This window comes from Aestuariibius violaceus (assembly GCF_040779325.2).
Classification (GTDB): domain Bacteria; phylum Pseudomonadota; class Alphaproteobacteria; order Rhodobacterales; family Rhodobacteraceae; genus Aestuariibius; species Aestuariibius violaceus.
In genome coordinates, this window is sequence record NZ_JBFONT020000008.1 from 53,359 (window position 1) to 78,074 (window position 24,716).

Below are 24,716 nucleotides of genomic sequence, written 5' to 3' on the forward strand. Positions count from 1 at the left end.
CTTTGTGGCGCTAGAACTGCAGCCGCACCTGCGCGGTCAGACCGTAGCCTTCGATGAACTCGCCGAACCGCGCATCCGCCCGGACCGAGGCATTCAACTGACGCGCATTCGCGAGATCGCCGGGGTCGAGGATGCGGGTGTAATTCACCCCCGCGCTGAGCTCGCCATAGGTCTCGAGCGTGGTGTATTCCAGCTCGCCCACCGTGCCGCCATCGACGAACCGCGCCTCCTGATCGTCCGCGAAGTCGTTATAGATCGTGGCGGTCCCGAAATAGGTGGTTGCCGACAGGCCGTCCGGCGCGATCTGCGCGCCGGCGATCGTGCCGCCGATGAAGCCCAGATTGCTCTCGGTCTCCCCGATCTCCAACCGGCTGCCATCCTCGAACCCGATATCGTCCGTATCGGTGCGCGAGATGGCGAAACCCGCCGCCGGGATGAAGGCCAGCGTATCGCTGTTGCGGAATGGCACGACATAGCTTGCCGCCCCGCTCAGCGTGTATCCGGTGCTGTCGAACTCGGTGTCGAGGCCAAGGCCCGCGAACCCACTTTTCGGGTCGTTTTCGATATCGAATTCCGCATCCTCGAACCGCAGCTGGATATCAGCTGAGAAGGGCCCGCGATTGGCCACCATGTAGACGCCAAGATAGCGCTGGGTGAAATCGGTCTCGGTCGTGCTCGACTGCGTATCGGTCAGCCCGGTGCCCGACCCGTTCAGTTCGAAAACCGGCTGCTCGGTATCGCCCACATTGACCCCGCCGGTCAGACCGAATGCAAGATCCCAGCCGTTGTAGAACCCGTTGAAGCAGGCATAATCACCGCCCAGCTGGACCCCGTAATAATCCATCTCAAGCTCTGTCGGCAGGGTGACGGACCCGTCGACGGTCGTATCCCCTTCGAGATCCGCAGTGCCGATCGTGCTCCGGCCCCAGACACCCTTGCCGCAATTGTCCTCGTCCTCGAAGGCGAGGCCGACCACGAACGGGCTCGATGGGCGGTTGAAGATCGCGTCGTTCGCCGCCATCGCCATCAGCGACTGGGTGATCGTCACGTTGTTGGTCACACCGGCGATACCCGGTATCCGCGGCTCAAGTATTTGACCATCATCGACGACCTGCGCCGCCGCAGGCAGGGCCGACGCGGCCAGGAAATACAGCGCATAGCGCGTGGATCGATCGAAAAAAATCACCATCACAACCCCCTAAAAACAGGACTTATCAATGGGGATCATGGTGCGGCAAACGGCCTCACCCGTCAAGGTGAGGCCCCGTTGTCGGCGCGATACGGCTCAGAACTGCAGGCGCACCTGCGCGGTCAGGCCGTAGCTTTCGATGTTCTCGCTGAACCGCGCATCGGCCCGAACCGACGCATTGAACTGCCGCGCATTCGCCAGATCGCCGGGGTCGAGGATGCGGACATAGCTCAGCCCCGCGCTCAGCTCGGAATAGCCGCCCAGCTTCTCGGTCGAGGAATCCGTCTCGACCTCGCTGCCATCGGTGTCGATCCGCGTGAAGACGGAATCGAACTGGGCGCCGAAATCGTCGTAATAGGTGAACGTCCCGAAGTAGTTCAGCGCCGACAGGCCGTTCTCGGCGAATTGCGACTTCGAGAGCGTCGCACCGGCAAAACTCACCGTCGCGGTGCTGTCTTCGATCTTCAGGCGTTCGCCATTGTCGAACTCGATCTCGTCCGTCTCGGTCTGGGTAATCGCGAAGCCCGCCGTCGGGATAATGCCGAAGCCGGTATCGCCCACGGGGAAGAAGTAGCTCGCCGAGCCGCTCAGCGTCTGCGCGTTGCTCGAGAAGGTCGAGTCCAGGCCAAGATCGGCAGATCCCGACCGCGCCTCGTTGCGGATATCGAAATCGGTGTTTTCGATCCGGTATTGCAGATCGGCCGAGAAGGGCCCGCGGCTCGCCGTCATGTAGACGCCAAGATAGGTCTGCTCGAACTCGGTGAAGTTCGTGCTGATCCGTGCCCGGCTGCTGCCGTCGACCGATGACAGGAAGACCGGCTGCTCGGTTTCGCCGATATTGATGCCGCCGATCCCGCCGAAGGCCAGATCCCAACCGCGATAGAAGCCGTTGAAGCAGGCATAGTCGCCGCCGAACTGAACGCCGTAGTAATCCGCCGTCAGCTCGGTCGGGCGGCTGATCCCGTCGATCTCGGTCTCGCCTTCCACGTCGGCGGTCCCGCCCAGCGCCCGGGCCCATCCGCCGGGTCCGCAATTATCCTCGTCCTCGTAGGCAAGGCCGCTGACGAACGGGCTCGACGGGCGGTTCACGATCGACCCGATCAGCGATTGCGTCAGGGTGATGTTGCTCGCGATCCCGTCGATCGCGGGGTTGAGCGTATCGCGCAGGGCGATCTGGCTGCCATCCCCGACACGTATCGGTTCGTAAACCAGAAGCCCCGCATTGATCGGCAGGGTCGACCCGAACGAGAAATCGTCGTTGTTCGCATCGAAGACGATCACATCGTCCTCCTGCTGGCCGTAATCCGTTGTCAGGTCGTTGAAGACCAGCGTGATATCGCCCGTGACATCGCCGTTGACCACGACCGTATCGGCCAAGGCACCGCTTTCGCCGGAGCCTGCATCGGTCAGGTTGACGTCCAGAACGTATTCCCCACCACCGCTGACATCGCCGTTTATCGTCACCTCATCGCCGGGCGAACCGTTCGCCATCCCCAGACGGCCTGAATTCGTGAGGCTGCCATTGATGGTCTGAACACTGTCGACGAAGATGACACCGGTATTGGTCACGTCGCCGTTCAGGGTGCCCGACAGTTCGATCCGACCAGAGTTATCGATCGTCGTGGCGGTCAGATCTCCATCGATCTCGGCCAGGCCATCGTTGTCGAGCATGCCCGTGATATTGAACGGATCGGCGCCGGTCATCAGGGTGCCCCCCGACGTGTTCTCGAAGGTCCCGGTCTGGGACCCCGCCATGGTGGCGGTGCCGCTGTTTGTGATGTCGCCGTCGGTCGAGCCTGTGGCGCTCTGGGTCAGTGTGTCCGAGGTGTCGATGCTGCCAGTGACCGAACCATCGTTGGTCATCGTCCCGTCATTCTGGATCGACGTGGCCGTCAGTCCAGAGCCCCCGGTCACCAGAAGGTCGCCGTCATTGGTCACGGACGCAGCACTCGTCGTCCCAGCCGCAACGGTGAAATCGCCCGACGTATCGACGGACCCGGTGATGCCCAGTGTCTCCGTCGCCACGAATGTACCGCCATTCGAGACCGAGCCGCCGATGGTACCCTCGGCATCGACCGTCCCGTCACTCGTGACGTCTCCGGTCACGACATTCAGCAGGGTCGCCGTCGCACCCGCCTCGTTGTCGAGCGACCCGTCAAGCGTCCCCGAGGCCGCAACAGTCACGTCACCATCCAGAAGGTTGTCGACATCCCCCATAAGCGTGCCGTCGACCGAGACCTCCCCTGAATTGTCGACATCGGCATCCAAGGTGCCGTTCACATCAACCTCGCCCGCATTGTCGACGCCGCCTGCGACTGTGAGCGCACCATCGACGATCAGCTCGCTATCGGCATCTTCGTTGGTGAACTCGCCTGTCACGGTCGCGCTCTCGCCGCCCTCGACCGTCGCTATGCCGGAATTGTCGAGATCCCCCTCGACCCGACCGTTCAGGATCATGTCGGCGTCGTTGTCCATCAGCCCCTGGACCGTCCCGGTCGAGGTCAGCGTCATCAGCCCGTCATTCTCGAGCCGGCTGGTGTTGATCCGCCCGGAGATATCGAAGGTTCCGCCACCGTTGATGACCGTGCCGCCGGGCTCGGTCACCAGCGACGTACCCACATTCATCGTCAGAGAGCTGCCACCACCCTGCAAATCAACCAGGTCGACATTCGTCGTCCCGGCCGTAACGACAACGTCGCCCGTTCCAAGCACGGCGCCGCCGATCACCAGATCACCATTGATCGTGGTCAGCCCGGTCCCCTCGGTGGTGACGTCGCCGGTTACGCTGGTCCGGATCGTTGCATCCCCGCTGTTGTCGAGATCGCCGCGGATTGTGCCGGTTGAGTTCAGCGTCCCGCCATCGGCATTTCGCACTTCGGGTGCTTCGATCGTTCCGGCATTCGTCAGCAACGCGGTGGCGTTGTTCTCGATCGCGACGTCGGAGCTCATAAGCTGGCCACCGTTGACGGTGATGTCGCCGTCGTTGCTGATCAGTCCGCCAACGGTCAGATCGCCGGCGTCTACGACAATCGTGATATCGTTATTCAACGCGCCGGTGACGTCCAGCGCACCGGTCAGGTCCGCGGTGCCACCCGTAAGGTTCAGGTTGCCGTCCACGCTGTTTTCGATGTTGAGTGTCCCGTCACTCGTCACGTCCGCGGTCAGTGTACCGGTGCTCGTCAGAGTGCCGGTGTTGTTGATCGCATCCGCTGTGATCCCGACAGAGCCGCCCACGGTCGTGGTGCCTGCGTTGTCCAGCGTATCGACCCCGGTCAGCGACCCTGCAACGACATCCAGCGTCGTCCCTCCGGCGATATCCACATTGCCCGATACATCCAGATCACCCGTCAGGTCGATGTCCGATCCCGCCGATGTCGTGATGTTCCCGTCGATCGAGCCCTCAAGATCGGCATCGCCGGAATTCTCCAGATTGCCGTTCATCGTCCCGTCGAGCGTGAAGGTCGCATTGTTGTCGACCAGCCCGCCGATCGTTCCGGTGACCGTCAGGATGTTGTCGTTTTCCGTCTCGCCAGCCGACATCACCCCGGCGACCGTCACTGTCCCCGCATTGTCGACGCGCCCAAGGCCCGTCAGGGACGAGCCCTCGCGCACGGTGAGGGACGATGCCGCAGCGGCGTTGTTGATGTCGTTGCCCGCACCGTCGATCTGCGCGGTATCGCTCGGATTGCCCGGGCCACCGACGAAGATGTGACCGTTATTGAGGATGTTGCCGGTCAGCGCCTGATCTTCCTCGAAAGTCACTTCACCGTCGTTGTTCATCGCACCCAGAAGGATGACGTCACCGCTGATGACGGAATTTGCGCCGAACTCCAGAACACCGGCTTCGATCGTCAGCGCCGCATCGGCCGTCGTCGAAACCGTGGCATCGGCCGCGATCGTGCCATCGTTGAAGAAGGTGCCCGTGACGTCGATCCTCGATCCGTCCGTGCTCGATGTGATCGTGCTGTTATTCGTCAGATCGCCGGTCACCGACGCGTCACCGGTCACGTTGATCGTGCCATCGTTGATGACGGTCCCATCGACCGTGCCAGCAAAGTCCATCTGGCTGTCATTGTCGACATCGCCATTCACGGTGCCGGTCCCGCCGATATCCAGCGTCCCGGTCGTATTGTTCACGTCACCGTTGAAGGTGCCGTCCACGTTCAGCGAGGCCGTGTTCGTCGTCGGCCCACCTGTGACGGTGACCTCTCCACCGTCCTCCACATTGACAGTCCCGCCATTGTTCAGCGTCGTGGTCGTCAGATCACCGCCAGATATGACATCAAGCGTCGAAGATCCCCCGGTCACGGTCGTCGCACCGGTAACAACCAACGCCCCGTCGACAGCGTTCGTCCCCGATGTCATTTCGAGATCGCCGCCGATGCTCGCCGGATCGCTCGCGTCATCACTGCCCAGCGTGTTGCCGCCGTTGTTGATCGTCACGTCGCCCGTGACGGTGCCGTCCATGTCGAGGTCGTCATTGCTGACGACGTTACCGGTGACCTGCCCCATCTCGCCGACAGTCAACTCGTCCTGGTTCGTGATCGACCCGTTAAATGTCCCATTCTCCACGTTGATGACGCCGTTGTTCGTCGTCGGATTCGCGTCGGTCACGGTGATCACGCCGCCATTCTCGATCGTCGTCGTGGTGCCGCCCTGGTTGGTGAAGGTCTCTGTCGTCAGGGCGCCGTCAGGCCCGTCGACGGTCAGCACTGTCCCGGAATTGTTGACCGATGTGTTATTGGCGACGTTCATCGCCTCATCGATCGTCGTGCTCTCGTTGATGATCAGGTTGCCACCCACGTCCGGCGCCGACTCGAGGATATCCCCGCCCAGCGTGTTCCCGGTCGTATTGATCGTCAGATTGCCGACGATGTCGCCACCCGCCCCCTGATCGATCGTCTGCGCATTGGCGCCGGTGCCGCCGATCACGATGTCGCCGTTGATGACACCATCGTTCTCGATGTTGGTGACATTAAGGTTCGACCCGCCGAAAACCTCTCCGTCATTGTCGAGCGTCGTCGCCTGCAACGTGCCACCCGCCTCCAGCGTCAGCGTCGCGCCAACGGAATTGGCGAACTCGTTGACACCCAGGATCTGACCACCGCTCTCGATCGTCGTGGACGCGTTGTTCGTGAACTCCCCTGTCGTCAGCGCCCCGGTTCCATTGACCGTCAGCACCGTCCCGCCTCCGCCGACGGTGGTTCTGTTGTCGACGTTCAGCGGACCGTCAATCGTAGAACTCACGTTGATGTTCAGGTTGCCGTCCACATCCGGCGCAGTCTCGCGGATACTCCCGGCCAGCGTGCTCCCGGCGGAGTTGATCGTCAGGGTGCCGAAGATCTCTCCGTCCGCCCCCTGATCGATCGTGTCCGCGTTGGCGCCCGGGCCGCCGACGACGACATCGCCCCGAATGATCCCATCATTCAGAAGGCTGCCGACATCGAGGTTTTCGCCCCCGACAACCTCTCCGTCATTGTCGAGCGTCGCCGCCGTCAGCTGAGCCGAAGAGCCATCGCCCTCCAGCGTCAGCGTCGCCCCGCCCGCATTGGTGGCCGTGGTCGTCGCCGCGACCGAGCCGCCTGCTTCCACTGTCGTCGCGGCGTCGGCATTGTTGTCGAACGTGTCCGTCGTCAGCGCACCGTCCGCCGTAACGGTCAGCACCGTACCATCGTTATTGACCGACGTGGCGTTCTCAACATTCATCGCCTCGTCAATCGACGTGCTTTCGTTGATGATAAGGTTGCCGCCACCGCCCGAGGTCGCCACAAGAATATCGCCGCCCAGCGTGCTGCCTGGGCTGTTGATCGTCAGATCGCCCAAGATATCGCCGGTTGCCCCTTGGTCGATCGTCTGCGCGTTGGCACCCGCGCCACCAATCACGATATCGCCGTTGATAATCCCGTTGTTGACGAGATCTTCGGCCTCCAACACCGCCGCGGGATCGCTACCACTCGCCTCTTCGAGCGTCAGTGTCGCATCCGTTTCATTGGTAAACGTCCCAACACCGATCAGCGCTCCGCCCGCACTGATCGTGAACTCTCCCGGCAGATCGCTGATAGGATCACCCTGACGGTTGATCACATCGTAGGGGTCTTCGCCGGCCTCGGTCGCATTCACCTCGGCATTGATCGTGACGGTGTTCTCGTTGGTCAGATCCCCGCGCAGCGTCTCGTCATCGTCGAAGACAAGGTCGGTCTGATTGAAGATCCCGCCATCCAGAAGGACGTTCGTCATATCAACCGTGGATCCGTCCTGAAGCAGGAACTGATTGGCGATAATCGTCAGGCCGCCCTCTGCCCCGCTGACCCGGCCGCCGACAGCGCCTCCGTCTGTACCGGTGATGATAAAGAGGTTGTCTCCGATATTGAGGGTGCTGTCCGTCCCGTTGGCCTGCACAACCCCGCTGACGGAGACCTCCCCGCCAGTGGTCGACACATTGTCCCCCACGACAAGCACACCGCCCTCCGCAACCGTCAGTTCGGCATCCAGATCCGTTCCCGGATCAGCGCCGACGGGCGGTTCCCCATCCAGCAGCGTGACATCTGCATTCAGGTTCAACACACCTCCGTCCTGGACATCGATCGTGTCGATCTCCGACGCGGTATCGATCGTCGCCGTCCCGGTGTTCCCGCTCTCTCCGCTCAGGACAAGGGCTTCGGCCGTCAGCGCACCGGTCACATCCAGGGTCGCATTGCTGGCAGCGGTCGAGGATACCGTCACGGTGCCGCCGACCTCCAGGGCATCATCGATATCCACATCACCGCCGCTCGTGGACAGGCTACCGCCAATCGTGCCGCTCAGCCGCGTACCGTCGACATCATCTGTTCCCGCATAGTCGCCGGTGATGGTGCCGCTGCTGACAACCGTTCCGCCGGTATTCGTAACGGTTCCGCCAATGGCCCCGGCGCTGGTCACCTCGCCGCCGCTGTTGTTCACCACATTGCCGGTGATCTCGGCATTCTCGGCGACGTTCACATCCCCGGAACTGTCCACATCACTGGTCAGCGTGGCGTTATCCTCGACTGCAAGCGTGCCTGCCGCAGCCACTGTGACCCCGCTACCGGAATCGTCAGCCCTCACATCAGTTCTGATCGTCAGCAAGCTGTTGTTTCCGACCGATATCACGTCGATCATGGACTCGTTGTTCTCACTCCCATCGTCGCCATCGGCGTCGATCGTCACAGTCGCAACATTCCCAGCCGTTCCCGCCATAATCAGACCGGCGGTGTCGAGCGTCGCGTCGGCTGTCAGGCTGGCAGCCTCGTCGGTGTCGTTGCCGGTCACCGTGACGGTACCGGTCACATCAAGATCGTCATCGACGGTCAGCGCGCCGCCGGTGGTCGACACGCTGCCGGTCACCGTGCCGGCAAGGGAACTTCCGTCGTCATTCGTACCTACATAGTCGCCCGTAATCGTTCCGCTGCTATCGACGACCCCGCCCGTGTTGGTGACTATCCCGGTGATCGTCCCGGCATTCGTGACCGTGCCGGTGTCGGTGTTGGTCACGTTGCCAGCAATCTCGGCATCCGGGCCCATGACCGTGACGTCCCCGCTGTTCTGGACAACGCCGGTCAGCGTCGCGCTTTCCCGAACAGTTAGCGCACCGGCCTCGGCCACCTCAACCCCGACCCCGTTCGCCGTAACGACGCCCGCGTCCATTCCGGCAGCGCTGGGGTCTGTCGTCACATTCGTCCCGATCGTAAGCGACCCGTTATCCCCGATGGATATTTCATCGATACTGGAGAGGTTGTTCTCGGTCCCGTCCGCCCCATCCGCGTCGATGACGACGGTCCCGGTATCCGTGCCGTTCGCCCCGCTGACCACAAGCCCGGTCGTGTTCAGCGCCGCATCCGCGGTCAGGCTCGCGGCGTTGTCGTCAACCGTGCCTCTCACGGTGACCGTGCCGGTCGCCACGTCGAGTGTATCGTCGACCAGGATCGACCCGCCATCGGTCGACACGTTCCCCCCGACCGTCCCGGTCAGCGTGGTCCCGACAGCGTCGTTCGTTCCGTCGTAATCGCCGGCGATGGTCCCTGAGCTGGTGACGGTCCCACCGTCATTGATCACATCACCATTCACCGTGCCGCTGTTGTTGAACGTCCCCTCCACGGTGACGGTCGTATCGGCGGGCGCGTCGTCTCCCATCGTGCCGGTGTTGACCAGTGTCGCCTCAGACGTCACCAGGAAAGCACCCAGGCTAGGACTGTCTGCGGTGATGGTCAGTTCACCGTCCCCGGTCAGGACGAAAGAGCCGTCGACCGCCGCGCCGTCACCTTCGAGAGGGGCTGCAATTTCAGCCTCGACATCTGCGGCAACGAAGATTTCCAAGACACCGGTATTCGTGCCCGGCGTCGTCGGGTCGGCCAGATTGTAGTCACCCTGCGCCGACCGAATGGCGTCCCCGACAATTCTGTACCCATCAGCCGTAAACGAAATGCTGCTCGGCGCGACCGCCCCGTCGTCGATATTGACTACCGCTGTCCCCGAACCCGAGGTCGGCGGGCCAAAAACGACATTGTCGTCATCGCTGTACAGAATGCGCGGGCCAGCTCCCGCCGCATCGTCCTGCCAGCGCTCATCGACGGTATTCCAGGGATCGTTCTCCAGCTGTATCCCGGGATCAGGAGACCCGTCGAAGAAGAGGGTTTGCTGCGAGATCGCCTCGTAGGGCATCAGAACCAACGCTACCGCGACCCCCGTCAGGGCGCTCGTGGACAGCAGGCGCGACCGATAACCGGCAGCCGAGATCGCTTTCGCGACGGAATCAGAAAAAAGCATTTGAATAAAATCCCAGAGACCTTCCCGCAGGGCAGTTTGCATACGCAGCGTAATCGCGCAACGAGTATCGCGGGTAAGATAAACCATACGTTGACAAGTTGAGGCGCCTTGGCAACGCCGTCAGCCGAGGCGCAAAACCTGCCCGCCGGCGGCCTCCGCATCCTCGGCGTCATGGGTCACAAGCAGCACCGGAAGCGCCCTTGCGCGGGCCAATCCGAAGACCAGATCGCGCACCTGCGCGCGGCGGTCCGCATCGAGGCGCGAGAACGGCTCGTCGAGCAGCAGCGCCGCAGGTTCCGACAGCAGCATCCGCATCAGCGCCACCCGCGCCTTCTGCCCGCCCGAGAGCGTCGCAGGATCACGGTCGGCCATACCGGCCAGCCCCACATCGTCCAACGCCTGGGCCACCCGCACCCGGCGCTCGGCCCGGCTGCCGCCGGGGCGCAGGCCGAAGGCCAGGTTCTCGCCCACGTTCAGATGCGGAAACAGCAGATCGTCCTGGAACAGAAGCCCGATCCGCCGCTCCGCCGTCGGCAGGCCCGTCACGTCGCGCCCGTCGAGGACGATCCGCCCGCGCGCCTCGAAATCCCGCGCCAGCGTGCCGGTCAGAAAGGCCAGAAGTGTCGATTTACCTGACCCGGACGGCCCCATCACCGTCAGCACCTCGCCCGGGGCGATTTCCGCATCCAGCGCGACGATGCACGCGCCGCCCTGCCGGATCTCCACCCCCTCGAAGCACAGACCCCTATCCATGGGCCAGCCCCCGGCGGTTGCGCCAGACCAGCGCCGGGATCAGCACCGCCGCCGCGAACGGCAACAAGGCCGCCGCGGTCTGCGCCAACCCGTAGACGCCGATCGCCCGCCGATCCCCGCCGGAGGCAAGCGCCACCGCCTCGGTCGTCAGCGTCTGCACCCGCCCCCCGCCGATCAGCAGCGTCGGCAGATACTGCCCGACCGACACCGCCAGCCCCACGGCGAGCGCCGTCAGAACCGGCGCCAGCAGCATCGGCAGCCGCACCCGCCAGAGGATCCGCTCCCGCCCGGCTCCAAGCGCCGCGGCGACGGTGGCATAGCGTGGGTCCCACGCCCGGTAGGGATCGCCCAGCGACAGGAAGACATAGGGCAGAACGAAGACCACATGGGCCACGACGACCGCCCAGAGCCCGCTTTTCAGCCCGCCCATCAGCATCAGCGTCTGCAACCCCGGCAGGAACGCCACCTGCGGCACGATCAACGGCAGGTAGAGGATCGTCAGCGCCCGCCCCGACATGCGCAGCCGGTAGCGATGCTCCGCCTCCAGGCAGCCCACCGTCAGCACCAGCGCGATCAGGACCGCGACGCCTGCGATCACCGCCGTCTCCCACGCCGTCATCGCCACCTCGGACCCGTGCCGCATCCAGCTCCGCCCGGTCAGGCCCTCGGGCCAGACCTCGGGAAAGCGCCACGCCCCCGCCACCGACCAGACCGCGAGCGAGGCGAGCCCCAGCGCCACCGCCGCCACGACGACCATGCCGCCCCACAGCCCCGCCTGCCGCAAAACACCCTCGCCCCAGCCACGTGCCCCCGCATTCACCCAGCGCCGCCCCAGCGCCGCCGCCGCGACCTCGCCCACCCGCCAGAGCAGAATGGCCCCCAACACCAGCACCGCCTGCCACAGCGCACCCGCCGCCGCCACCAGCCGCATCGACAGATCCGGGTCGGCCATCCAGCGCACAATCTGCACACTCAAAGTTGGCGGAGTATTCGGCCCCAGCACAATCGCCACATCCACGACCGACATCGCATAGGCCAGCACCACATAGACCGGCAGCCGGATCTGCGCGTAGATCTGCGGAAACACCGTCAGCAGCCAGCCGCGCACCCGGCCGTAGCCCAAGGTCTGCGCCACCGTGACCGCCCGCGCGCCGTTGCTCTGTCCTAAGGCGGCCAGCGTCATCAGCAGAAGGAACGGCACCTCCTTCACGATCAGCCCGGCCATCAGGGCGAGGCCGTAAGGGTCCTGCACGATCAGCAGATCCGGCGGCCTCTCCCATCCCGTGGCCCAGGGCGACAGGGCCCGCACGATCCAGCCCGACGGCGCGATCAGAAAGGCGAGGCCAAAGGCCGCCGCCGCATGGGGCACCGACAGAAGCGGCGACAGGACAGTCCTCAACGCAACGAAGGCCCGCGTCCCCGACCAGCCCGCCACGATCAGGACCACCAGCCCAAGCGACACAAGCGTCGTCCCGATCCCGGTCGTCAAAGACAGAAACGTCGCCCGCCAGATCCCGCCCCAGCCGAACAGCGCCTCGAACGGTGCCAGCGACAGCCGCTCCGCCCCGATCGCCGGGAAATACCCAAGCGCGGGCGCGACCGTTCCGGCCAGTCCCGCCGCGACCGGCCCCAGCATGGCCAGGACCGTCAGCGCGGGGAGCCAGGCCAGGGCCGGCCGGCGCAAAGCCACGTCAGTCGCCGGTGCCGTACCGCTGGACCCAGTCGGCCGCCAGCCGCTCGGCCCAGCTGGGATGCGGCTCTGGCAGGGCGGGGCCTAGCTCGACGGGTGACAGGGTCGCGATGCCCAGATCCAGCGTCTCGAACCCGGCGCGGTCCATCTCGGGCAGCGTCTCCACGTCCAGAACGGTCCCATAGCCCAGGATCTCCGGATCCTGCGCCTGCAGCTGCGCCTCGGGCGAGATCAGGAAGTTGGCCACCACCATGGCCCCCGCCTTCGACCCCGAATTGTAGGGGATCGCGACGAAGCTGGCGTTCCCCAAAGTCCCGCGGTCCAAAACGAAGGTCCGCGCGCTGTCGGGCAGCTGGAAATTGGCGATCGCCGCCGTCGCCTCTCCGGGCGAAAACGAAATGGCCAGATCCACCTCGTCATCGGCGATCAGCTGCAACTGCCGCGGCCCCGTCTGCGGATAGGCCCGCCCTTCGCGCCAGAGGGTCGGCGTCAGCGCCTCCATGAACGCCCACAGCGGCGCGGTCACCCGGGCATAGGCCTCCTCCGTCACAGGCTCGGCCAGCGCATCGACCGGGCCGACCAGATCGATCAGCGCCTGCTTCAGGAACGTCGTGCCCAGGAAATCCGGCGGCTGCGGAAAGGTGAAGCGGCCGGGATTCGCCTGGCTCCAGTCCAGGATCTCCTGCACCGACCCCAGCGGCGCCATATCCGCGCTGTCGTAGATGAAAACGACCTGCGCCATGGCCCAGGGGCTCTCATAGCCCTCGGTCGGCACCGTGAAATCGGTGGTGACGGTCTTGCCCTCGACATCCACGAATTGCCAGTTCGGCAATTGCTCGGCGAAGGGCCCGAACAGCAGATCGGCGCCCTTCATCGCGGCGAAATTCGCGCCGTTGATCCAGATCAGGTCGACGGCGCCGTCATCGTCCTGCCCCGCCTGCTTTTCGGCCAGCACCCGGCTGACCGCCTCGCCCGTATCGGTCAGCTTCACATGTTCCAGCGTCACGCCGTAAAGCTCGTCCACCTGCCGCCCCACCCAGCCGATGAAATCGTTCGTCGTCGTCGACCCGCCCCAGGCGTGCCAATAGACGGTCTGCCCCTGCGCCTCCTGCACGACCGACATCCAGTCGGCCGGATCGGGATCGGCCGCCGCCGTTACCGGGGCGACAGCAAGCAGCGCCAAAAGCAGTCGTTTCATCATCGGTCCTTCCGTGGGCGTGTACTGCCGGGGAACACCCGGCGGGCCAAAAGCAGGCGCGACGTCGCGGTGACGAAGCAGAGCGTTCCAAAGATCCATGAAAGAACCGCAAACGCATCCGGAAAAAGGCAAAGCAGGACAAAGAAGACGATCGTTTCCGTCCCCTCCAGCAGCCCGCCGGTGAAATAGAGCGATTTGACGCCCCGTGCCGACGTCTCCATCTGTGCGCGTTCCGCCAGGATCGCGTAGCCCAGAAACGTCGTGCCGTTGAAGTAAAAGCTCGTCAGCAGGAACGCCCCCGCCGCCCCGTTCGCCGCCGGGTCCATCCAGACGAAGGCCATCGGGATCGCGCCGTAGAACAGGAAATCCGCGCCGATATCCAGGTATCCCCCGAAATCCGTCTTCCGCGTGGCCCGCGCCACCGCGCCATCCAGCCCGTCCGCCAGCCGCGAGGCCAGAAGCGGCACCAGCGCCCAGCCCGGCGCCCCCAGCGCGATCAGCCCGGCGGCGAACAGCCCCAGCGCCAGCCCCGCCAGCGTCACCGCATCCGCGCCGATCCCGCGCGCCGCCAGGCGGTGGCCCAGGCGGTTCAGCGGCGGGTCGATCAGCTTGCGCACGGCGGCGTCCAGCATGGGGGCTCCCTCGAAAACTGCGACCATGTTTCCCACCGGCGGCGCCGTTGCAATCGGCCTGACGGGTTTTTGACCGATATGTCAGGCACCGCTTCCCCTTGGCCCGGCCCCGCTCCGCGCTTAGGCTCGCCCCGACAGACACCTGACAGGACCCGCCGATGAACTGCGTCTTCATCCAGATCCGCTGCCGCCCCGGCACCGGCTACCAGGTCGCCGACGCGATCGCGCTCAGAGAGATCCATTCCGAGCTCTACTCGACCTCCGGGGAATGGGACCTTCTGATGAAGCTCTACATCCCCGAGGAGGACGATATCGGCCATTTCATCGCCGACAACGTCCACGACATCGACGGGATCGAGCGGACGCTGACGACGATGACCTTCAAGGCGTTCTAGGGGCCGATACCCTCACAGCAGAACGCGTGGGGCGGCGCCCGCCCGTGGGGTTTGGGGCGACCGTCGCGCCAGTGGCGCGGCGAAAGCGTTCCAAGCGGTCGGGCGGGACATCTGGCCAGCGTTTCTCTTCACTCAACAATCTCGCCGCCACGACCTTGATTGACTTCGCTGTTGCGTGACCCCCCACCGCACGGTCCGTTACCGAGCCAACCCGCCTGCCAAATGTCCGACGGAATGCCGACAATAATCCGACCGGATGCCGACACGTCCCTTCCGTCGCCATTTCAACGCGTTAACCCCGATTCGTCCCCGTCATCGGGTTGCGCACCGCGCAATCCACCGCGCGCTCCCTTCACAGATGGTCGGAATCCGCCCGCTCATCGCCTCCCACGCAACATGCCGGGAACGGCGGCAAATCGCCTAGAAAAGCGGCGAACGACACGGTGTGCCCTTATATTATTGGAACTTCACACCGTTCCACCTGTTCTCCCCGTACCGCCATAACAGAGACTGCATCCATGCCCGCCGCCATAAACGACGCGCCGAATTCCGACGAGATTCCCGATCTCGATCCGGACCGATCCGCCCTCTTCCTCGATTTCGACGGCACCCTCGTCGATCTTGTCGACACACCCGACGGTGTCTCGGTCCCGCCCGACCTATCAGGCCTCCTCGACCGGCTCCACGCGGCTCTCTCGGGCCGCCTCGCCCTCGTTTCCGGCCGCCCGATCAAGGACTTGGACAGTTTCCTCCCTGGCTTCCCCGGCCCCGTCGTGGGCGGCCACGGGGCCGAGATACGGGTGAACGGAAGCACCGAACGCCACCCTTTCGCGGGCTCCGACGCCTTCACCGACATCCGCATCCGGGCGACCAGGATCGCCGAGGATCACCCCGGCACCCTACTTGAGGAAAAGGCCACCGGTTTCGGCGTCCATTACCGCCGCAACCCTGCCGATCAACCGGCTCTCGAACAGGCCCTCCAGGCCATCATCGCGGATCACGACGACCTCGAGCTACACCAGGCCAAGATGGCGCTCGAGATCAAGCCGGCCTCGGTCAACAAGGGCGCCGCCACGCGAACGCTGATGGATCACTTCAGCGCCAGGCACGGCATCTTCATGGGTGACGACGCCTCCGACGAGGCGGGCATCGAAGAAGTGCAAAGCAACGGCGGCTTCGGCATCAAGATCGGCGACGCCCCGACCGTCGCCCGCCACCGCCTGCCCGATCCCGTCGCCAGCCGCGCGCTTCTCAAGCGCTGGCACATCACGCTCTCCGGGGCGGAAACCCCTTAGGAACAAGGATACCCTCATGTCCGGCCGCCTCATCGTCGTCTCGAACCGTGTCCCGCTCGGCGGGCCGCCGCAGGGCGGGCTCGTCGTCGCGCTGCACGAGTGCCTCGAAGAGATCGGCGGACTCTGGGTCGGCGCTGCGGGAGACACCGCCGAGGCCCCCTCCCAGACGTTCACCGAGCACGACGAAGCCTCTTACCGAAAGCTTACCTTCGAGCTCTCCCAGGAAGATTATGCCAACTATTATCTGGGATACGCCAACGCGGTGCTCTGGCCGCTTTGCCACCGCCGCGGCGATCTGATCGACCTCCAGCCGGAGTACCATGCAGGCTACATGGCGGTGAACGAACGACTGGCCGGGATGCTTGCCGAGATCGTGGAACCCGACGACCGGATCTGGATCCACGACTATCACTTCTTCCCGCTCGCCCACTGCCTGCGCGCGCGGGGCGTTAAGGCCTCGTTAGGGTTTTTCCTGCACATCCCCTTCCCGACGCGCACCGATCTGGACGCACTTCCCAACCGCGACGATTTTCTCGACTGGATCGCGGCCTTCGATCTGGTCGGCCTGCAGACCCAGGCCGATGTCGCCTCCTGCCTCGAGGTCTATCGCGCGATGGGCGAAGGCGAGATGCTGCTCGACGGCACGCTGCGCCACGGCAAGCGGCGATTCGCCGTGCAGTCCTTCCCGATCGGGATCGACGCCCAGGGCTTTGCCGAAACTGCCGTGCGCGGCAACGGGCGCGAGATCCTCAACCTTCGCCCGGCGGAAAAGCTGCTGATCGGGATCGACCGGCTGGATTACTCCAAGGGCCTGCCGAATCGGATGCGCGCCGTCGGCCAATATCTCGACGAGCGCAGCGAGAATGACCCGCGCGCCACGTTCCTGCAAATCGCTCCACCCACGCGTGAGGGGGTCGAGGCCTATGACGATATCCGCGCCGAACTCGAACGAATCTCGGGCCAGGAAAACGGCAAGCACAGCGACCTCGACTGGACGCCGATTCGCTACATCCACCAGATGGTCCCGCGCGAATCACTCGCCCCGATTCTGCGGGCCGCGAATGTCGGCCTCGTCACGCCGATGGCCGACGGGATGAACCTCGTCGCAAAGGAATTCGTCGCCGCGCAGGATGCAGGGGATCCGGGGGTCCTGATCCTATCCCGCTTTGCCGGCGCGGCCGAACAGCTCTCGGAAGCGTTGATCGTCAATCCGTTCGACATGGCCGAAATGGCCGATGCCATTCGCCGGGCACTCGCCATGCCGCAAACAGAACGACGCCAGCGCCATGAGGCGCTGGCGTCATCAGTCTTCTCGGAAAACATAGGCCACTGGACACAAACATATCTCGACGCTTTTCGCCGTGCGGCACCGAGCGTGACCCCGATGCCGCTCTCGGCCTAGGGGTCGAGACCCTAGAGAACCGCGCGCTTGCGCGAAATCTCAGCGATCAAACCAGCGATCGCCGATTTCAGTTTGCCTTGCGGCAAGCGCGCCAAGGCCGAAGCCAGACGGGCGGTTTCGTCGTCAAGAGGTTCGGCACCTTCAGCTTGGCCAAGGCCATCGAAGAAGTAGGCGACCGGTACGCGGCAGATCTGCGCGATCTCATACAGCCGGCTTGCAGAAACACGATTCGCCCCCGTCTCGTATTTCTGCAACTGCTGAAACGAAATCTCCATCTTCTGCGCCAGATCAGCCTGCGACATCGATCGCATCAGCCGGACCTCGCGAATCTTCTTTCCGACATGGATGTCTACAGGATGGGGCATGTGTCTCTCGTTACAGTTGAAGTGTCACCATGCTGAAACACACGGATCGGCTTGGGAACCTGCCATTTTTGGCAGATTTACGCACCGTAATGATCCCTTGATGGATGATAATTGTTCCCGAGGCGGCGCATTTATGCTCCTTTGAGAACAGCGAAAGGTGCAGGCAAGCTATGGCACGACCAAATGGCGAGGCGATTCTGTTCGAGCTTCTGCGCTCGTTCACCACGCTCGCCGAGACGCTGAACCTCACCCGCACGGTCGAACAGCTGGGCACCACGCGGCAGACCGTGCGCCGCCACATGTCCATCCTCGAAGAACATATGGGCGGCCCCCTGTTCGAGCTGAACGAACGGGAATACCGGCTCACCACGCTTGGCCGCAGCGCCCTGCGCGAGGCGCAGGAACTGCTGGCAAGGGGCGAGGCATGGCTGGCCAACCAGTCGAGCCATGTGGGCGGGCTCTTCCATCTGAAGTCCCGCCAAGTGCCGCAGGTGACCTATTACCTCCAGCAGCACCCGCTGCGGCAGGTCTGGACCGCCGACGCCCCTCTCCTGCAGGAAAGCATCCGGTCCTGGGCGCTGGCGGGCGGGGCTCTGGAACATCCCGCCTTCCAGCGGATCCGGCCCTTTGCGATGGTCTTCCGCCTGCATGGCGAAAGCTGGCTCTGCACCGAAGTGGGGCCCAAATCCTCCTTCGCGACATGGTTCGGATGGGAATGGCAGCGCTCGATGATCGGGCGCGAGCTGACCGATCTGCCCGGCGGAACCAGCTTCGCCACCCTGCTCGCCCAGCCCATGCGCGACGTCTACGAAACCGAAGGCATCCGCCTCGATCACGTCTTTACCGAAATCACGCGCGTGGACGGTGAAGCGCCCGAACCCGTCGCCTACCGGAGGTTGCTCTTGGGCTGCCGCTTCCCAGATGGTAGCTTTGCGTTGGTCAGCATTGTCGACCGAACCTACAATGTCGTCATCGACGGAGTCGACCAAACGGAGATCGAGCGGATGTCACCCGATTTGCTAATGTCACCGGATCCAAACGACGTCATAGATTGACCGGGATCCCAGAGCGTGGACAAAGACCCGCCCCCTCCGACGATAGAGACCGTCTATGCGGCGATCCGATTCGCGGCAGACACAAGCACACTCCTCGCCAATCTGGGTGTCGCGATCGAGGTCGGCTCTGATTTCGACTATTACGCGGGCGAGGTGGCGAAAGCCCGCCCAGACCAGCCGATCGGGCCGCCCTTCGACCACCACAAACACTACTTCACGGATCAGAACGCATTCTGGGTCATGGGGCGCGACCGCCACGACAAGGTCGTCCACTGCCAGGCGATGCGGCTGGTGGACCTCGCGGGCGGCACGCTGGCCGGCTACATGATCCGGCGCTTCCGTGACTATTCTCCGGTCGGCTTGACGCTCGACCTGAACCGCTCGCGCTATCGGCCGGGGCCAACGGCGCATCGCATTGCGGGAAAGGTCTGCTATCACGGCGACCTGTGGCTCTCCCGGTCCATCCGCGGGACCGGCGTGACAGCGCTTCTGTCGCGGTTTGCGCTCGTGACCGCCCTTCTGCACCTGCGCCCAAGCTACATCTTCGGTTTCATGGGCGAGGGTCTCGCCTTCCGCGGCCTGACCGAGCGCGAAGGCTACATGCACGCGGAACCCGCGACGCTCACCTGGCAGCTTTCGACCAGCGAAGATGCGCTCGAGGGGTTCATGGTCTCCGTCAGCCGCGAAGACCTGGCACAGCTCCTGCTCGTCCCCCCGAATCGCCTGCTGACGGTCCGGAAATAGGACGGCCTGTCGCCAAGCCAGGATTTTCCAGAAAATCCTGCAAAGTCAAAATCTTCCAGAAGATTTTGCCGCCAAAAATCCTTCTAGAAGGATTTTCCGCCCGACCCCAATGAAAAGGCCCGCGAGAGCGGTCTCTCGCGGGCCCGAAACGGCTTCAGACGGCTTAGTTGACGGCCTTCGCCTCGACCACGTCGGTCTCGACCGACGGCTGCTTGGCGATCTCGATCCGGCGCGGTTTCAGCGCTTCGGGGATCTCGCGCTCCAGGTCGATATGCAGCATGCCATCGGCATGGCTGGCACCCGTCACGCGGACGTAATCGGCCAGGTGGAACCGGCGCTCGAAGGCGCGCGTCGCAATGCCGCGATGCAAGAAGGTGCGGTCGCTGTCTTCGTCATCCGTCTTGCGGGCTGAGACGACAAGCGCCTTTTCCTTCACTTCGACGCCAAGATCTTCTTCCGAAAAACCAGCAACGGCGATCGAGATGCGGTAGGCGTCTTCGCCCAGCTTTTCGATGTTGTAGGGGGGGTAGCTTTGCTGACCCACATCCGAGGTCAGGATCCGGTCCATCAGGTTGGCGATCTGGTCGAAGCCGACCGTCGACCGATAGAGCGGGGCAAAATCATACGTACGCATGGAATCCTCCGTTTGAGCGATACCTTTGGTCTTGCGGCCTTCCCCGAGGGGACAGGCCCGGTGCGCCGGAACCCGTCATTGGCATCCCGACGCTTCCGATATGGGAAGCGGAAAAGCGGGTTCAAGACCCCCTGAAACGACCCTTAAGGACGGACGAATTTCGCCCCGGTATCCTGCCGAGTGCCCGGCTCGATGAAGGTCTGATCGTTGATCGTGACGGACAGGTCGCCGTCATCGAAGGCCGCCCTCAGCTCCGCATAGGGCCGCGACAGCGCGGTGGCGAGCGACACGCGCTGCGCGTCCAGTTCCGCCATCGACGAGACGACCGACACGATCCGCGCCACCCCGTCGCGGAAGACGAAGACGGGCGATCCGCTCGCCCCGTAATCGACCGCACAGGTCATCACCAGGATCCCCGACCGCAGCCCCAGAACCTCGCAGCTTTCCTGCAGCGACGGTGTGTCCTCCCGCCCCTTCGCGTAGGACACGACGCCCACCGCATCGCCCTTGATCGGCTTGGCATCGGTCTCGAACGGCAGAATGCGGCTTGTCTGGATCGGCCGGTCCAGCTGGACCAGTGCCAGGTCGTGCATCATCTGCGGCGGACCCACATCCTCCCCGCCATGGACATAGCTGGGATGGATCACCACGCGCCGCACCCCGCGATAGGCCTGCGCTTGACCACCGCGCAGCCCGGCCAGGAACTGGACCCGCGATCGGTCGATCAGCTCACCCGATTTGGAATAGAAACAATGGGCCGCGGTCAGCACTTCATCGATGGCGATCAGCGCGCCGGTGCAGAACCCCTTGCCCGCGATATCGAGGCGCCCGACCCCTTCCCAGCCGCGGCCGGTATCGGCCGTCTCCAGGCTCCTGAGGTCAGCATCATCGGCCAACATGGCCGCCGGAAACACAAATGCGAAAACGAATGCAGCAATACGCAACATCACAAATCCCCATTCAGCTATGGCCCAGCTTGCCCTGATCTTGGGGCGAAAGTAGGGCGGGTCGATCAAATACCCCCACTGGCACCATCCCGCCCTGCGCTCTGTCATCCAATAACATACCCCCGTCTTTGCCTAGCCTCAGTGCACCCGGCACAACGGCGCAAGGGCTATTCCCTCAATAAACAAAGAGTTTCCCATGCATCTGCGCCTCATTTCCATTCCTGTCCTGTTCATGATCCTGAGTTCCTGTGCCGAGATCACCGATCTCCATTGCGCCAACATCAACTGGTACGATTTCGGCTACCGAACCGGGCTCGACGGCAAGTCATCCTCGGTTGTCACGCGCGAGGCGGGCGTCTGCCGCGCCAGCGCGACCCTGCCTGACGAAGACCGCGCGCTCGAAGGCTACCGGGCGGGCCTGCGGGCCTATTGCACCCCGCGCAACGCCTTCCGGGTCGGCCAGCGCGGCGAAGACCTCTCGACCGCCTGTACGCGCGACGAGCTGTCCGTCATGGAGCAATCCCATCTGGTCGGCCTGCGCGACCGTCGCCTCTGGCAGCAGATCCGGAACCTCGAACGCGACCGCGACGCGCTCCGCGACCGCCGCGACAATGCCGATATCGACGACGACACGCGCCGCGAGATCCGGCGGGACATCCGCGACATCGATCGCCGCATCGACCGGCTGGAGGACCGGCGCCTCCTCCTCCTCGCGCTTCTCGACTAGGCGGACGTCTCCAGCGCGGGCGGCTTCGGGCCGCCCGTCGCCCAGTCGAGCAGTTCCACGGTATGCACCACCGGCACCCCCGTGGCACCGCCGATCTGCATCATGCAGCCGATATTCCCCGCCGCGATCACCTCGGGCTTGACCGCCTCGAGCGTCCGCACCTTCCGCTCTTTCAGCTGGGCCGAGATCGCGGGCTGCATCAGGTTATACGTCCCCGCCGACCCGCAGCAGAGGTGGCTGTCCGACGGCTCCACCACCTCGAACCCGGCGCGCTTCAGCAGCTCCTTCGGGTGGGTCTTGATCTTCTGCCCGTGCTGCAGCGAACAGGCGGCGTGATAGGCCACGCGCAGGCCGCGCCCTTCGCCGTGGCCCGGCGCATAGACCCCACGTCCGTCGGGCGCGTCGATCCCTGCGACCCCGTCCTTCGCTGCGTTCGCACCGGGCTCCGGCGACGTTCCCATCAGCTCGATCAGCACCTCGCTCACGTCTTTCGCCAGAGCCGAGACCCGCGCCGCATCGTCGGCCAAAGCGTCATCCAGCCGGAACATATGCCCGTAATCCTTCACCGTCGTGCCGCAGCCGCTGGTGTTGATGACGACCGCATCCAGCGGATCCCTTGCATCCTCCGCCATCCAGGCCCGGATGTTGCGCGCCGCGGTCCCGTGGCTTTCATCCGTCTTGCCCATGTGATGCACCAGCGCCCCGCAGCAGCCCTGTCCCTCGGCCACGACGACCTCGCAGCCCAGCCGCGTCAGCAGCCGGATCGTGGCATCGTTGATATCCGTGTTCAGCGCCCGCTGCGCGCAGCCCGTCATCAGAACGACACGCTTGCGCCGCGCGCCCTCGGCCGGGAAGACCTGCGGATCGTCGTTCCGGCTTACGGGAGGGATCCGCTTCGGCGCCATGTCCAGCATCGCCCGCAGCCGCGCATCGGGCACCAGCCGCCGGAACGGCCGCGCAATCTTCGCCCCCAGCAGCGCCACCCGGAACCGCCCCGGATAAGGCAGGATCCGCGCCAGCACCCAGCGCAAGGCCCGGTCATGCCAGGGCCGCTGATAATGCTCCTCGATATAGGCCCGCGCGTGATCCACCAGATGCATGTAATGCACCCCCGACGGGCAGGTCGTCATGCAGGCGAGGCACGACAGGCACCGGTCGATATGCGTGACCGTCTTCTCATCCGGCACCCGCTCGTTTTCCAACATGTCCTTGATCAGGTAGATCCGCCCCCGCGGACTATCCAGTTCGTCGCCCAGCACCTGATAGGTTGGGCAGGTCGCCGTGCAGAACCCGCAATGGACACAGGCCCGCAGGATCTCGTTCGACCGCGCGATCCCGGGATCGGCCAGCTGCGTCTCTGTGAATTCCGTTTTCATAAGACGATCTCCAGCCCTAAGTCACTTCCGAATTGCTCAGCAACAACTCGGCAAGTTCTCCGATCAGAGCCAAAAGCCAGTACACCACGAATGGCGCCACGCCGACCAACAGAACCCCCATCAGACCTTTCACGAGCCGGGGAAGGTGCTGCACGTACGGAGCCCGCGCCATAGTCAGCCCAGAGCCCAGCGCTAAACCGTAAGAGAAAAGCCCCACTGCCAAAATGATGTATCCCAGGCCACCATATTCGCCGGTCTGCAGCGTGCCGACGTAAAACAGGAAGGCACCGCCAACGAAAAGAACCGGCAACGTGCCCCAAAGAAGAATCCGAACAGGTCCTGTGGTTACAAGCAGGCTGGAGATAGTCATCGCCCCTCCGATCACAAGAAACCCGGCGCAGACCAAGACAATCATCATCATTTGGCGACACCGCCAAACAGCCCTTTCGGATCGAACCGCTCCCGGAGCCCCCGCTCCAGCGCCGCCACGCCCTCCGGCTGCGGCTCGAAGACAGGCGCCCCCGTCCCGCGCACCAGCGTGGCATGGCCCGCATAAGGCGCGATCTCCGCCCGCAGGTCCGTCCCCTCCGGCACCAAAGCCCAGACGAGACCCCCGCCCCAGTCATAGACCACCCGCACGCCCTCCGGCAGCCGCGCAGCGACCACAGGCCCGTCCGACGGCTTCACCGAAATCCGCCAGACATCGCCGGGCGCCCCATGGAAATCCTCCACATCCCGCACCCGGCGCCACAAGGCGGCGCTGCCCTCACGCTCCAACGTGACCGCGCCGAACCGGTCCAGCAGCGTGGCCAGCTCCCCGGCCCGGTAGTCCACCGACGCCGCAAACCCCTCGATCCGCACCAGCGTCCGCCCCGGCAGATGCGCCGCCCCTGTCACGTCGTAGGGAGAGCCCAAGGCGGCCGTCAGCGCCTCCATCGCCCGGGCATCCTCCAGTCCCTCGATCACCAGCGTGGCCTCGGCCGCCGGCGCCGGCAGCACCTTCAGCGATACCTCGGTCAGCACCCCAAGCGTCCCGTAACTCCCTGCCATCAGCTTCACCAGGTCATAGCCGGTGACGTTCTTCATCACCCGCCCGCCATTCTTCAGCGCCGTCCCCGACCCATCCACGAACCGCGCGCCAAGCAGGAAATCCCGACACGCCCCAACCTGCACACGCCGCGGCCCCGACACCCCGGCAGCGACAACCCCACCGATCGTCGGCTCCCCCTCGGCGCCCAGAAGCCCCCGATGATCCATCGGCTCGAAGGCCAGCCGCTGCCGCTCCGCCGCCAAGGCCGCCTCGACCTCCGCCAAAGCCGTCCCCGCCTGGGCAACCAGCGTCAACGCCCCCGGCTCATACAAAGTGATCCCCGACAGCCCACCGGTCCGCAGCTCCCGCCCGGACCCACCAAAAACCCGCGTCCCGCCCCCAACGATCCGCAACGGCCCATCCGCCCCGCGAACAGCCTCCACGACCTCCGCCTCACTCACAGGCCTTAAACTCTTTGCCTCCGAAATATCCTGGGGGGAGGC

General features: G+C 64.4%; 18 protein-coding genes. 6 read left to right on the top strand and 12 right to left on the bottom strand.

The genetic code is table 11. The features are described from left to right. Positions 1–10: 10 nt before the first annotated feature. From AADZ90_RS18525 to AADZ90_RS18550, 6 genes are all read right to left on the bottom strand, one after another. Positions 11–1,189 carry an autotransporter outer membrane beta-barrel domain-containing protein gene (locus AADZ90_RS18525; RefSeq protein WP_367312226.1) on the bottom strand — a complete coding sequence of 393 codons (1,179 nt, stop codon included), beginning with the start codon at positions 1,187–1,189 and terminating at the stop codon, positions 11–13. Between the two features lie 96 nt (positions 1,190–1,285). Next, the gene (locus AADZ90_RS18530; RefSeq protein ID WP_367312227.1) at positions 1,286–9,970 is read right to left on the bottom strand and encodes a polymer-forming cytoskeletal protein; all 8,685 of its coding nucleotides are present in this window, start codon (positions 9,968–9,970) and stop codon (positions 1,286–1,288) included. Between the two features lie 120 nt (positions 9,971–10,090). Beyond that, positions 10,091–10,723, bottom strand: a complete 633-nt coding sequence (locus AADZ90_RS18535) for an ATP-binding cassette domain-containing protein (protein WP_367312228.1) — start codon at positions 10,721–10,723, stop codon at positions 10,091–10,093. Further along, positions 10,716–12,359 carry an ABC transporter permease gene (locus tag AADZ90_RS18540; protein WP_367312257.1) on the bottom strand — a complete coding sequence of 548 codons (1,644 nt, stop codon included), beginning with the start codon at positions 12,357–12,359 and terminating at the stop codon, positions 10,716–10,718. The genes AADZ90_RS18535 and AADZ90_RS18540 overlap by 8 nt, the downstream gene beginning before the upstream one ends. A 55-nt stretch (positions 12,360–12,414) precedes the next feature. Continuing rightward, positions 12,415–13,611, bottom strand: coding sequence for an ABC transporter substrate-binding protein (locus tag AADZ90_RS18545; protein ID WP_367312229.1), 1,197 nt, complete (start codon positions 13,609–13,611; stop codon positions 12,415–12,417). Further along, positions 13,611–14,243: a CDP-alcohol phosphatidyltransferase family protein gene (locus tag AADZ90_RS18550; protein WP_367312230.1), complete on the bottom strand. Its 633-nt coding sequence runs from the start codon at positions 14,241–14,243 to the stop codon at positions 13,611–13,613. Before AADZ90_RS18550 ends, AADZ90_RS18545 begins: the two co-directional genes overlap by 1 nt. Positions 14,244–14,401: 158 nt before the next feature. On the opposite strand from AADZ90_RS18550, the gene AADZ90_RS18555 reads away from it, so the two are divergent. From AADZ90_RS18555 to AADZ90_RS18565, 3 genes are all read left to right on the top strand, one after another. Then, the gene (locus AADZ90_RS18555; protein WP_367312231.1) at positions 14,402–14,638 is read left to right on the top strand and encodes an Lrp/AsnC family transcriptional regulator; all 237 of its coding nucleotides are present in this window, start codon (positions 14,402–14,404) and stop codon (positions 14,636–14,638) included. Between the two features lie 518 nt (positions 14,639–15,156). Beyond that, positions 15,157–15,933 (top strand): trehalose-phosphatase, encoded by a 777-nt coding sequence (gene otsB / locus AADZ90_RS18560; protein WP_367312232.1) that lies wholly within the window; start codon positions 15,157–15,159, stop codon positions 15,931–15,933. A gap of 16 nt (positions 15,934–15,949) precedes the next feature. Continuing rightward, positions 15,950–17,335: an alpha,alpha-trehalose-phosphate synthase (UDP-forming) gene (locus AADZ90_RS18565; RefSeq protein ID WP_367312233.1), complete on the top strand. Its 1,386-nt coding sequence runs from the start codon at positions 15,950–15,952 to the stop codon at positions 17,333–17,335. Positions 17,336–17,346: 11 nt separating this feature from the next. On the opposite strand, the gene AADZ90_RS18570 is transcribed toward AADZ90_RS18565, so the two are convergent. Beyond that, complete coding sequence (locus tag AADZ90_RS18570; protein ID WP_367312234.1) at positions 17,347–17,700, bottom strand: helix-turn-helix domain-containing protein; 354 nt, start codon at positions 17,698–17,700, stop codon at positions 17,347–17,349. Between the two features lie 170 nt (positions 17,701–17,870). Between AADZ90_RS18570 and AADZ90_RS18575 the strand changes: the two genes are divergently transcribed. Further along, positions 17,871–18,755, top strand: coding sequence for a LysR family transcriptional regulator (locus AADZ90_RS18575; RefSeq protein ID WP_367312235.1), 885 nt, complete (start codon positions 17,871–17,873; stop codon positions 18,753–18,755). 15 nt (positions 18,756–18,770) lie between these two features. Next, positions 18,771–19,499, top strand: coding sequence for a hypothetical protein (locus AADZ90_RS18580; RefSeq protein ID WP_367312236.1), 729 nt, complete (start codon positions 18,771–18,773; stop codon positions 19,497–19,499). Between the two features lie 163 nt (positions 19,500–19,662). On the opposite strand, the gene AADZ90_RS18585 is transcribed toward AADZ90_RS18580, so the two are convergent. Together AADZ90_RS18585 and AADZ90_RS18590 are read right to left on the bottom strand one after the other, a co-directional pair. Beyond that, a complete protein-coding gene (locus tag AADZ90_RS18585; RefSeq protein ID WP_367312237.1) occupies positions 19,663–20,133 on the bottom strand; it encodes an Hsp20 family protein in 471 nt (156 codons plus the stop codon). A gap of 143 nt (positions 20,134–20,276) precedes the next feature. After that, positions 20,277–21,080: a trypsin-like serine peptidase gene (locus AADZ90_RS18590; protein WP_411997091.1), complete on the bottom strand. Its 804-nt coding sequence runs from the start codon at positions 21,078–21,080 to the stop codon at positions 20,277–20,279. Between the two features lie 196 nt (positions 21,081–21,276). Between AADZ90_RS18590 and AADZ90_RS18595 the strand changes: the two genes are divergently transcribed. Next, entirely contained in the window at positions 21,277–21,807 is a 531-nt protein-coding gene (locus AADZ90_RS18595; protein ID WP_367312239.1) for a DUF2799 domain-containing protein, read from the top strand. Here AADZ90_RS18595 and glcF read toward each other — a convergent pair. From glcF to AADZ90_RS18610, 3 genes are read right to left on the bottom strand one after another with little or no spacing between them, the layout of a single operon-like run. Then, positions 21,804–23,183 carry a glycolate oxidase subunit GlcF gene (gene glcF, locus AADZ90_RS18600; protein ID WP_367312240.1) on the bottom strand — a complete coding sequence of 460 codons (1,380 nt, stop codon included), beginning with the start codon at positions 23,181–23,183 and terminating at the stop codon, positions 21,804–21,806. The two genes, AADZ90_RS18595 and glcF, sit on opposite strands and share 4 nt — an antisense overlap. 16 nt (positions 23,184–23,199) lie before the next feature. Next, on the bottom strand, positions 23,200–23,604 hold the full coding sequence (locus tag AADZ90_RS18605; RefSeq protein WP_367312241.1) for a hypothetical protein: 405 nt from the start codon (positions 23,602–23,604) through the stop codon (positions 23,200–23,202). Then, positions 23,601–24,674, bottom strand: coding sequence for an FAD-binding protein (locus AADZ90_RS18610; protein ID WP_367312242.1), 1,074 nt, complete (start codon positions 24,672–24,674; stop codon positions 23,601–23,603). Before AADZ90_RS18610 ends, AADZ90_RS18605 begins: the two co-directional genes overlap by 4 nt. Between the last annotated feature and the right edge of the window lie 42 nt (positions 24,675–24,716).

Bases quoted from the DNA above. Each gene is read 5' to 3' on its own strand.
- AADZ90_RS18595 (WP_367312239.1), top strand. From the start codon at position 21,277: ATGCATCTGCGCCTCATTTCCATTCCTGTCCTGTTCATGATCCTGAGT.
- AADZ90_RS18570 (WP_367312234.1), bottom strand. From the start codon at position 17,700: ATGCCCCATCCTGTAGACATCCATGTCGGAAAGAAGATTCGCGAGGTC.
- AADZ90_RS18550 (WP_367312230.1), bottom strand. From the start codon at position 14,243: ATGCTGGACGCCGCCGTGCGCAAGCTGATCGACCCGCCGCTGAACCGC.
- AADZ90_RS18590 (WP_411997091.1), bottom strand. From the start codon at position 21,080: ATGTTGCGTATTGCTGCATTCGTTTTCGCATTTGTGTTTCCGGCGGCC.
- AADZ90_RS18605 (WP_367312241.1), bottom strand. From the start codon at position 23,604: ATGATGATGATTGTCTTGGTCTGCGCCGGGTTTCTTGTGATCGGAGGG.
- AADZ90_RS18555 (WP_367312231.1), top strand. From the start codon at position 14,402: ATGAACTGCGTCTTCATCCAGATCCGCTGCCGCCCCGGCACCGGCTAC.
- AADZ90_RS18575 (WP_367312235.1), top strand. From the start codon at position 17,871: ATGGCACGACCAAATGGCGAGGCGATTCTGTTCGAGCTTCTGCGCTCG.
- AADZ90_RS18535 (WP_367312228.1), bottom strand. From the start codon at position 10,723: ATGGATAGGGGTCTGTGCTTCGAGGGGGTGGAGATCCGGCAGGGCGGC.
- AADZ90_RS18540 (WP_367312257.1), bottom strand. From the start codon at position 12,359: ATGCTGGGGCCGGTCGCGGCGGGACTGGCCGGAACGGTCGCGCCCGCG.
- AADZ90_RS18565 (WP_367312233.1), top strand. From the start codon at position 15,950: ATGTCCGGCCGCCTCATCGTCGTCTCGAACCGTGTCCCGCTCGGCGGG.
- AADZ90_RS18525 (WP_367312226.1), bottom strand. From the start codon at position 1,189: ATGGTGATTTTTTTCGATCGATCCACGCGCTATGCGCTGTATTTCCTG.
- AADZ90_RS18585 (WP_367312237.1), bottom strand. From the start codon at position 20,133: ATGCGTACGTATGATTTTGCCCCGCTCTATCGGTCGACGGTCGGCTTC.
- AADZ90_RS18530 (WP_367312227.1), bottom strand. From the start codon at position 9,970: ATGCTTTTTTCTGATTCCGTCGCGAAAGCGATCTCGGCTGCCGGTTAT.
- glcF (WP_367312240.1), bottom strand. From the start codon at position 23,183: ATGAAAACGGAATTCACAGAGACGCAGCTGGCCGATCCCGGGATCGCG.
- AADZ90_RS18545 (WP_367312229.1), bottom strand. From the start codon at position 13,611: ATGAAACGACTGCTTTTGGCGCTGCTTGCTGTCGCCCCGGTAACGGCG.
- otsB (WP_367312232.1), top strand. From the start codon at position 15,157: ATGCCCGCCGCCATAAACGACGCGCCGAATTCCGACGAGATTCCCGAT.